Genomic DNA, 10,588 nt, shown 5'->3' with positions numbered 1-10,588 from the left:
GGCGGATGACGGGACCGACGGGGCCGCGGTGCGCCGCCACGTCGCCGCCCGGCTGCCCGACTACATGGTGCCCGCCGTCGTGCAAGTGCTGCCTGAGCTGCCGCTGACCCCCAACGGCAAGGTCGACCGGGCGGCGCTGCCCGCACCGGACTTCGCCGCGCTCAGCACCCGCACCGCGCCGCGCAACGCGACCGAGGAGCTCTTGTGCGCGCTGTTCCGCGAGGTGCTGAACGTGCCGGTGGTCGGGATCGACGACGGCTTCTTCGACCTGGGCGGCGACAGCATCGTCGCGATCCGGCTGGTCAGCCGGGCGCGCCAGGAGGGTCTGGCCCTCACCCCGCGCGACGTCTTCCAGCACAAGACGGTCGCTGCGCTGGCGCAGGTGGCGAAGCCTCTGGACAAGGACGCCGACGCCGAGGCGCCGCCCGGCGAGGACGGCACGGGCGACGTTCCCCTGACGCCGGTCATGCACTGGCTGCGGGAACGCGGCGGAGCCATCGCCGGGTTCCACCAGCACCTGCTGCTGGACGTCCCCAGCGGTCTCGACCGCGGCCGTCTGGTCGCCGGACTGCAGGCGGTCATCGACCATCACGACGCCTTGCGGGCGCGGCTGCACCGCGAGGCGGACGGCGGCTGGCGCCTGGAGGTCCCGCCGCCCGGCGCGGTCGAAGCGCAGCAGCTCGTCGCCGAGGGCGGCGCCGACGGCGACGTGCGCGGCGAGATCGCCGAGGCCGTGGGCCGTCTGGATCCGGACACGGGCCGGATGCTGTCCGTCGTGTGGCCCGCGTCGGGTTCGTCTGACCGGATCCTGCTCGTCGCCCACCACCTCGTCGTAGACGCGGTGTCGTGGCGGGTGCTGGCCGAGGACCTGACCGAGGCGTGGCGCGCGGCTGCCTTGGACCGGGAGCCGGTCCTGCCGCCGGTCGGGACCACGGTGCGCGGCTGGGCCGAACGCCTGGTCGCCCAGGCGCACAGCCCGGACCGCCTGGCGGAGCTGCCCTTCTGGACCGGGCTGCTGGCCGGACCGGAGCCGGCGTTCGCGGACCGGCCGCTCGATCCCGCGCGGGATGTGGCCGGGACGGCCCGGCACCTGACGGTCGAGCTGCCCTCCGAGCACACCGAGGCGATTCTCAAGGAGGTGCCGGCCGCGTTCCGCGCCGACGTCGCCGACGTGCTGCTGACCGGCCTGGCCCTCGCCGTGGTCGACCGTCGGCGGCGTCGCTTCGAGGGCCGCGGGGGCACCGCGCTGCTGGTGGAGGTGGAGGGGCACGGGCGTGAGGTGTCCGACGCCTCCGTCGACCTGTCCCGCACCGTCGGCTGGCTCACCGCGTTCCATCCGTTGCGGCTCGACCTCGGCGACCTGGACGTGGGCGACGCCCTGGACGGCGGACCGGAGACCGGCACCGCCCTCAAACGCATCAAGGAGCAGGTGCGCGCCGTCCCGGGCGGCGGACTCGGCTACGGCATGCTCCGCTACCTGAACGAGGAGACCGCCGCCGCCCTGGCCGCGCTGCCGACCGCCCAGATCGGCTTCAACTATCTCGGCCGGCTGGCCGTCGGCGCGGGCGGGGGCGGCGCCCTCGGCGGCGGCTTCGACGACGCAATGCCGCTCCCCCACGCCCTCGACGTCAACGCGGTCGTCGAGGACGGCGCGGACGGGCCGCGGCTGCTCGCGACGTTCACCTGGCCCGGGGACCTGCTGCCCGAACAGGAGGTCCGGGATCTGGCGGAGACGTGGCTGCGAGCGCTGCGGAGCGTCGCGCGGCACGTGCGGCGGTCCGACGCCGGCGGCCGCACCCCGTCGGACCTGCCCTTGGTGGAACTCGATCAAGACCAGATCGACGAGCTCGAGGCCGCGTGGAGGGAGCACCTGTGACGGACACCGAGATCTCCGACGTCCTGCCGCTGTCGCCGCTCCAGGAAGGGCTGCTCTTCCACGCCCGGTACGACGACCGGGGGCACGATGTGTACTCCGTCCAGTTCGTGCTCGACCTGGAGGGCCGGCTCGACCTCGACGCCCTTTTCGCGGCCGGACAGGCGCTGCTGGACCGCCACCCCAACCTGCGCGCGGCGTTCTGGCAGAAGGGCGTGGACCGTCCCGTCCAGGTGATCCCCCGGACCGCGACGCCGCCGTGGCGGGTCATCGATCTGAGCGGCCTCGGCGACGAGGCGGCCGCTGAGCGGGCCGACCGGATCGTCCGCGAGGACCGCGCCGCCCGGTTCGACCTGTCCAGGCCGCCGCTGCTGCGGTTCACCGTGCTCCGGCGGTCCGCAGAACGGCACCGCCTCGTGCTCACCACGCACCATATCCTGCTGGACGGCTGGTCGGCGCAGCGGGTTCTGCACGAACTGTTCACCCTGTACGCCCATGACGGGGACGCGGCCGCGCTCGCTTCCCCGCCCGCCTACCGCGACTACCTGCGGTGGCTCTCCGGACGGGACCGGGACGCGGCGCGCGGCGCCTGGCGCGACTACCTCGCCGGGTTGGCCGAGCCGACGCTGCTGGCCTCCGCGGCCGCCGCCCGTTCGGGCACCAGCCCGGCCCGCGTCACCCGCGAGCTCGACGCGTCCGCCACCGCCGCCCTGGCGGAGACCGCGCGGCGCCACCAGCTCACGGTCAGCACCCTCGTGCAGGGCGCCTGGGGCGTGTTGGCCTCGGCGCTCACCGGCCGGGACGATGTCGTGTTCGGCGTCACGGTGTCCGGGCGGCCTCCTGAGGTCGCCGGGGTGGAGGACATGGTGGGCCTGTTCATCAACACCGTCCCGGTGCGGATGCGGATCGACCCCGGCGCGGGTCTGGCGCGGCTGCTGGCCGAGTCGCAGCGTCGGCAGATGGACTTGAGCGCCCACCACTACCTCGACCTGGCCGAGATCCAGGGCGTCACCGGCTTCCGCGAGCTGTTCGACAGCATCGTGGTGTTCGAGAACTACCCCGTCGGGTTCTCCGGATCGGACACGCCGGCGCCCGGCCTTCGGGTCACCGGTGCGCAAGGACATGACGCCAGCCACTACCCGCTCACCCTGGTGGCGGTGCCCGGCGAACGCCTGCACCTGCGCCTCGACTACCACCCGGACCGGTTCACCGCCGACGAGGCCGGGCTGATCGCGGATCGCCTCGCGCAGCTGCTCGCCCAGATGGCCTCCGGCCTCGACCGGCGCGCCGCGGACCTGGAGGTGCTGCCCCCCTGGGAGCACCGCATCCTGCGGGAGGCGAACGAGACCGCGCACGACGTGCCCGACCGGCTGATCGGCGAGCTGTTCGAGGCGCAGGCCGCCCGGACCCCGGACGCCGTCGCCGTCACCGCGGGCGACGCCGAGCTGACCTACGCCGCGCTCGACGAGCGCGCCAACCGCCTGGCGCATGTGCTGCTGGCGCGCGGCATCGGCCCGGAGCAGACCGTCGCGATCGCGATGGGCAGATCGGTCGACCTGGTCGTCGCGCTGCTGGCCGTGCTCAAGACCGGTGCGGCGTACCTGCCGATCGACCCGGAGTACCCGGCCGAGCGGATCACCTACATGCTCGACGACGCCGCCCCCGTGCTGGTCCTCGCCGACACCGCGACCGACGGCGGACTGGCCACCAGCGTCCCTCGGCTGATCGTCGACGCCCCTGCGACCGCCGACCTGCTCGCCGGGGCCGACGCGCACCCGCCCGGCCCCGAGGATCGGCCCGGTCCGGTGACCGCGCAGTCGGCCGTGAACGTGCTGTACACCTCCGGCTCCACCGGACGGCCCAAGGGGGTGATCGGCACGCACGGCGGCCTGGTCAACCGGCTCGCCTGGTTCTCCGAACTGTTCGCCTTCGAGGCGAACGAGCCGGTGTGCGCCAAGAGCTCGCTGAGCTTCATCGACGGGTCGGTCGAGATCCTGCAGGCCCTCGTGCACGGCGGCCGGGTCGTCCTCGCCGACGCCGCCACCGCCCAGGACGCCCGCGCGCTGCGCCGCCTGGTGTCCACCAGCGGTTCGCGGGTGCTGACCGCGGTGCCCAGCCTGATCGACACCCTTCTGGACACCGCCGACGAGTTCCCGCTGGACGGGTGCGAGCTGTGGCTGAGCAGCGGGGAGCCCATGCCGCCCGGTCTGCCCGCCAAACTGGCGGACGCCGCGCCCAAGGCCAGACTGCTGAACTTCTGCGGTTGCACCGAGGCGAGCAGCGAAAGCCTGTACGCCGACTGCACCGACGGGGACATCACGATAGGGCGGCCCGTCTGGAACACCCGGGCCTACGTGCTCGACCGCCGCCTGCGCCCGGTGCCGATCGGGGCGGTCGGCGAGCTGTACTACGCGGGCGTCGGCCTCGCGCGCGGCTACCACGGCCGCCCGGACCTTACCGCGGAGCGGTTCGTCGCCGACCCGTTCGGGCCGCCGGGGTCGCGGATGTACCGCACCGGCGACCTGGTGCGCCGCCGTCCCGACGGCCGGCTGGTGTTCGTCGGCCGGGCGGACGCACAGGTGCAGATCCGCGGCGTCCGGGTGGAGCCGGGCGAGGTGGCCGCGGCGCTCGGCGAGGAACCGGGCGTCGCGCAAGCGGTCGTGACCGCACCGCCGGGCCCCACGGGGGAGCCGCAGCTGGTCGGCTACGTCGTCGCCCGTCCGGGACGGCGGCTGGACGGCGCCGAGCTGCGCCGCGCCGTGGCCCGCCGCCTGCCGCGGCACCTGGTGCCCGCGGCGGTGGTCGTGCTGGACCGCTTCCCCACGACGCCGAACGGCAAGCTGGACCGTGCAGCGCTGCCCCGCCCCGAGTTCGCCGCGACAGCCGGCGGCTCGCCGCGCACACCTCGAGAAGACGTGCTGTGCGGGCTCTTCGCCGAGGCCCTCTCCCTGCCGCGAGTCGGGGTGGACGACGACTTCTTCGACCTCGGCGGGCATTCGCTGCTGGCGGCACGGCTGCTCGGCCGCATCAACGACGCCTTGGGCACCGAGGTCTCGCTGCGCATGCTGTTCCAGGCGCCCACGCCAGGCGAGCTCGCCGCCCGGCTCGACACCGAGTCGGCGCCTGACTCGCTGGAGGTGCTGCTGCCGCTGCGCGCCAAGGGCGACCGCCCGCCCTTGTTCTGCGTGCACCCGGCGGGAGGTTTCAGCTGGTGCTACTCGGGGCTGCTCCGCCGTGTCACCGGCCGTCCCGTCTACGGCCTGCAAGCTCGCGGGCTCACAAAGGGCGAGCCACCGGCGGCCACGATGGAGGAGATGGCCGAGGATTACGCGGCACGCATCCGCGAAGTCCAGCCCGACGGCCCCTATTACCTGCTCGGCTGGTCGTTCGGGGGCGTGGCGGCCCACGCCGTTGCCACCGTCCTGCAACGGCAGGGCGAGAAGGTCGCGCTGCTGGCCATGCTCGACGCGTACCCCGCTGAAGCGCTCCCCCGGGCGCATCCCGTGGACGCCCGGCAGGTGCTGGCGTACCTGCTGGTCGACTACTTCGGCCTGGACGCCTCTGTCGAACCGCGGGACGCCGCGCACGCCGTGGAGCTGCTCCGCCGTGAAGGCATGGTGAGCCTGTCCGACGAGCACCTTGAGGGGATCGTCCGGGTCATGCCCAACTGCTCGCGGCTTGTCCGCGAGTACCAGCCCGCCACGTTCCGCGGCGACGTGCTGTTCTTCCGCGCCGCGACGGGGTGGGACGGAACACCGCCGTCGCCCCTCCTTTGGCGGCACCACGTCGACGGAGAGGTCGAGGTGCACGACATCGCCTGCGCCCACGGGGAGATGACCCGGCCGGGCCCCATCGCGGAGATCGGAGCCGTCCTGCACCGCAGGCTCCGTCGGAAGGAGGAACGATGACCAACCCGTTCGAAAGCGACGACGCCGCCTACCTGGTGCTGGTCAACGACGAAGGCCAGCACTCGCTGTGGCCCGCCTTCGTCGACGTCCCCGCCGGCTGGCGGGTCGTCTTCGGGGAGTCCGACCGGGCCGCGTGCCTGGACTACATCTCCGAGCATTGGACGGACATGCGGCCCAAGAGCCTGATCGAGCGGTCCGGGGGCTGACATGGACGCCGTTGACCTGGCCGACCTCGCCCTCTACGAGACCGGTGATCCCGCGCAGACGTGGCAGCGGCTGCGGGCGCAGTGCCCGGTGTACCGCAACGAACGGGACGAAGAGCCGTTCTGGGCCGTGCTCGACCACCGGCTCGCCGGGGAGGTGCTGCGGGACGGGGAGGTCTTCACCTCCGAACGCGGCATGCGGCTCGACCACGACCCGGCGGCGGCCGCGGCTGCCGCCGGGAAGATGCTGATCGTGACCGACGGGCCGCGGCACGCGAAGATCCGCCGCCTGATCGGCTCGGCGTTCACGCCGCGCATGGTGCGCCGCCTGGAGGAGACCATGCGCCGGACCGTGGCGGAGCGGCTGGAGCAGGCGCTGGAGCAGGAGGTCTGCGAGTTCGCGGAGGTGGCGGCCCACCTGCCTGTCGCGGTGATCTGCGACATGCTGGGCGTCCCCCGCGCGGACTGGGGCTTCCTGCTGGACCGCACGATGACCGCGTTCGGTTCGACGGAGGACCCGGCGCGGGCCGCGCAGGCGCACACCGACATCCTGCTGTACTGCTCCGACTTGGTCGAGCGGCGACGCAAGGAACCGGGCGAGGACGTCGTCAGCGCCATGGTCACGGGCACGGTGGACGGCGTTCCGCTCACCGACGAGGAGATCATCCTCAACTGCGACGGGTTGATCTCCGGCGCGAACGAGACCACCCGGCACGCGTCGATCGGCGGGCTGCGGGCCCTGATCGACAGCCCGGAGCAGTGGCGGCGGCTGCGGGACCGCCCGGACCTGCTGCCGACCGCCGTGCAGGAGGTCCTCCGGTACACCAGTCCGGCGCTGCACGTGCTGCGCACCGCCACCCGGGACACCGAGCTCGGCGGTCACCGGATCTCGGCGGGCGAGCGGGTGGCGGTGTGGCTGCCCGCGGCCAACCGTGACGAGCGCGCGTTCGAGCGCGCCGCCGCGTTCGACGTCACCCGCGCTCCCAACCGGCATCTGGCGTTCGGCCATGGCCCGCACCGCTGCCTGGGCGCCACCCTGGCGACCGCCGAGCTGACCGTGCTGTTCGACGAGCTGCTCCGCAAGGTGGAGCACGCCGAGCTTGCCGGCGAGCCCCGGCGGCTCCGCTCGAACCTCATCTGGGGATACCGTTCGATGCCGGTCGCCTGGACGCCTCGCTGACGTCGATGAGCCCGAGCTGCACGGCGCGGATCCCCGCCTGGAAGCGCGAGGCCGCGCCGAGCCGCTTCATCAGGCTGGCCACGTGCCGCCGGTAGGTGCGCACGGACATGCGAAGTTCACGCGCCGCCGCCTCGTCTTTCCAGCCGGCGCTGAGCAGGTGGAGGACCGACGCCTCGGGGTCACCGTCCGGGCGGTCCAGGTAGTCGGTGAACGCCACTCCGAAGCTCCACACCGCCGAGGAGAGCTCGTGCAGGCTGCTCACCATCTGCGGCTCGTTGATCATCAGCATGCGGTCGCCGCCGAACACGGCGGTGCGCTCGTCCAAGAGCGCCAGCTCCGGCGGCACCCGAGGCAGCACCCGTACGGCGGCGCGCGCGGCGGTGAGGCGTTCCAGTTCGCCCCTGCGCTCCTCTACGGCATCCGGTCCGACCACCACTCGGATGCCGGGCCCCAGGTCGAAAAGTCGCTGCGGCAGCTCGACGAGCCACCCGTCCCCCGCCATCAGAACCCGTGCCGACTGTTGTTCGAAAGTGCGCTGCAGCAAGGCTGACAGCCTCTTCCGGTCGACGAATTCGAAGGACGCCCTCGTGTCTTCCTGCCTCCTGTGCAAATCCAGGGCCGTCTCCAGCAAACGGCCCGCCCGCAACAGCGTGCTCTCCAATTCCAGACGGGATCGATCACCGCTGCCGACGTTGCCTGTGCAGGGGTGTTCGAAGTGTCTGCCCCTGGCCTGCAGGCGCCCTGATGACTCCACCGGTTGCCCCCCGGACATCGTCGTCTTTCCACCGGATATGCGTCTTCGTCGCGGTCGATGCCGATACCCGACAGCGTGTGAGCAAGGCAGGTATCCGCCTCAGATTGCAGCGCGAGAGCGGAGAGGCCTCCTCGCCCCACCCCCTCCTCGGTGCTCACCTTGTGCAGATCAATCAGAATCAGTCAAGATCACGGGCATCTGCATGCCCGGGCCTGAGACAGCTGCTCCAGCACCCCGCTATCTCTGGTGCACGCACGGTCATGACGAGGGTTCCCCTACCCGTTGCCTGCGGCCACGTCAATGTCCGAAACCGGACGGTCCACGACGCCCGAAAGCCATGCAGAGTAAGGCTGGGCGCGGATCTGACACTGACACCAGCGATCATCCTACGTATCGTCCTCTCATTCGAGTAGGCCCATTTCGCCGAGCAGCCGTTCGATCACCGCCCCCGAGCCGGACGAACAGCAGACAAGGCTGCTGAGCTGCGACAGCCGACTACCAGGTGGCAGGATCCAGTCAATTCGTTTTGTGCCGCCAGGGCGTCAGGCATTGCAGGCGCCGATGCGGACGAGTCCTCCACCAAACGAGTAGCTTGCGGCCGCTTTCGCGGACCTTTCACCTCGGAGATCCAGACTCGGCAGCCGGCGCCAGCGCGAAGGGCGACTGCGCGAGGACGCCCAAGCCGCCTCTTCCGCGGCGGCTGGGCCTGCGCAGTCCCGGACCAGGCGGCGTGCACAGAGCGGACAGGCCGGGCGCCGCGGCGCGCCCTACCGGCGCGCAGAGCCCGACCCGCATCTAAGGCTTTCGACCGTGGCACCGCCGGCCCTGCGTTGGCGCCCCTATTCAGTTGGACTCGCGCAGGACTAAGGCAGCAGCATGTCACCGGACGGAGCATCCGCTGAAGACGTTTGGCCCCGGTGCAGGCCTTGCGCACAGCGGACCGTTCTGCACAGCGATGGGGTTGGCGCCATGCGACTCGAAGGTCACATCGATCGCTCATCTCCGTTCCTAACTCCGCATACCCTAAGACTGCCACGCGCTTCCGAAACTCTTTCACCGATGAAACGCCTGCACCCCCCAATTTTTGAGGCACCCACCGAGTTTTCTTCGACCTCACAACAGCTCACGTATGGCGAACTGTCGACGATAAGGTCTTCGCCGCACCGATGAGCTAGTGACTCATTTACGCCGCTCAGGCGACCAAGAGCCGACCAGCGAGGCAGTCTCGATGCCCCGCAAAGCAGCCGTATTGCTGCGACCGCACGAAGTGCGACTTACACCATCCCCTCAACAGGCCACCCGTTTCACCCACATGGCTCAATGCGATCACAGGCCACCACTGTTGGAATTTTCGCCCGCTCCATCTGGCATTGCAACGACGGCGAGAGTCTGACCAATGCCCTGACTAGAGGAATCCCGGCGCGAAAACCTGCTGTGAAGCGGAGACCAGGTCCACGGCGCACGGGCTGGGCCTGACCCCTGTCTGCGCCCCGATGATCGCTGCCGATGACGTCACGCCGGCCACGTTGGAGATCGACTCGGGCCGGTGATCCTTGACGATCACCGCGGCCGTCCACCGGAACGCCCCCTCGCCGGCAAAACACATGACAGCGCCGCCGAAGAGTGCACCTCGGTCTGGCCACCGAAGTGGTGCCGCGCGCCCTCAGCGGCAGCCGACGTCTACGCACTCGTGCCGCCGGTGCGGCCCTCACGGTTTGCGTGACGGCGATGAGCGCAGCCGTCACAGCAAGAGGTCATTCGGTGAGGCCGGCGCGACGTCGCCGCTTCTCGCTTCCGGTGGCCAAAGCGGCGGCCTTCTCGGATCAGATGGCCGGGGGTTCGATGCCAAATCGGCGGCGTAGGGCTCTGCGCGCGGCATGGACGCCGCTCATGCCGTGCACTCCGGGTCCCGGAGGGGTTGACGCGGAGCAGATGTACACGCCGCGCAAGGGGGTCGTGTACGGATCCCACCGGGGCGCCGGGCGTGCGAGGAGCTGCCATGTCGTCAGTGCCCCGCCGCCGATGTCTCCGCCGATGTAGTTGGGGTTGTGTCGTGCTTGGTCGCGTGCCGTCCTGACGTGCTTGGCGAGGATGAGGTCCCTAAAGCCCGGCGCGAACCGCTCGATCTGCGCGATGATCGCTTCGCTGACGTCCCGCGGCGAGTCGTGGGGGACGTGGGCGTAGGTCCACAGCGTGTGGTGGCCTTTCGGCGCTCGGGTCTCGTCGACGACGCCGGGTTGGACGACGAGTACATACGGACGTTCAGCGTGGCGACCTGCCGCCACTTCGCGTTCGGCCGCCAGTGCTTCCTCTCGGGATCCGATGACATGCAGCGTGCCGGCCTGGTCGCATCCCTCGGCGGTCCAGGGGACGGGGCCGGAAAGGGCGAAGTCGACCTTGCACGCGGCCGTTCCGTAGCGGAAGGCCCGCAGGCGGCGCGCGTACCGGCTGGGCAGCTCGTCCCCGGCGATGTCGAGCAGTCCCGCCGGGCTCACGTCGAGGAGGACGGCGCGGGCCCGCGGCAGGTCGGACAGTTTCCTCACGCGGTGGTCGGTGAAGATCCTCCCGCCGAGGCGGGTGAACTCGGCCGCCATCGCGTCCACGATGGCCTGGCTGCCGCCTCGCGGGATCGGCCAGCCGACCGCGTGGGCCAAGGTAGCGAGCATCAAA

At 71.4% G+C, this 10,588-nt stretch carries 6 protein-coding genes; 4 read left to right on the top strand and 2 right to left on the bottom strand.

Annotated elements, in window-relative coordinates; translation table 11 throughout:
- From AR3_RS27620 to AR3_RS27605, 4 genes are all read left to right on the top strand, one after another.
- On the top strand, window positions 1-1,876 hold a 1,876-nt coding region (locus AR3_RS27620; protein WP_245637935.1), incomplete at its 5' end, for a condensation domain-containing protein.
- Window positions 1,873-5,781: a non-ribosomal peptide synthetase gene (locus AR3_RS27615; protein ID WP_067918373.1), complete on the top strand. Its 3,909-nt coding sequence runs from the start codon at window positions 1,873-1,875 to the stop codon at window positions 5,779-5,781. The genes AR3_RS27620 and AR3_RS27615, both read left to right, overlap by 4 nt.
- Window positions 5,778-5,987 carry an MbtH family protein gene (locus AR3_RS27610; protein ID WP_067918371.1) on the top strand — a complete coding sequence of 70 codons (210 nt, stop codon included), beginning with the start codon at window positions 5,778-5,780 and terminating at the stop codon, window positions 5,985-5,987. The genes AR3_RS27615 and AR3_RS27610 overlap by 4 nt, the downstream gene beginning before the upstream one ends.
- Window position 5,988: 1 nt before the next feature.
- Window positions 5,989-7,164, top strand: a complete 1,176-nt coding sequence (locus tag AR3_RS27605) for a cytochrome P450 (protein ID WP_067918369.1) — start codon at window positions 5,989-5,991, stop codon at window positions 7,162-7,164.
- Here AR3_RS27605 and AR3_RS27600 read toward each other — a convergent pair.
- Window positions 7,118-7,825, bottom strand: a complete 708-nt coding sequence (locus AR3_RS27600) for a helix-turn-helix transcriptional regulator (protein ID WP_067918367.1) — start codon at window positions 7,823-7,825, stop codon at window positions 7,118-7,120. The two genes, AR3_RS27605 and AR3_RS27600, sit on opposite strands and share 47 nt — an antisense overlap.
- Before the next feature lie 1,916 nt (window positions 7,826-9,741).
- Window positions 9,742-10,588 (bottom strand): phytoene desaturase family protein (locus AR3_RS27590; RefSeq protein WP_169803906.1); only part of this gene is annotated, 847 nt, incomplete at its 5' end.

The organism is Actinomadura rubrobrunea NBRC 15275 (assembly GCF_001552235.1).
Lineage (GTDB): Bacteria > Actinomycetota > Actinomycetes > Streptosporangiales > Streptosporangiaceae > Spirillospora > Spirillospora viridilutea.
The sequence above is the reverse complement of the archived record's forward strand: the minus strand, read 5'-3'. Positions and strand labels throughout refer to the sequence as shown.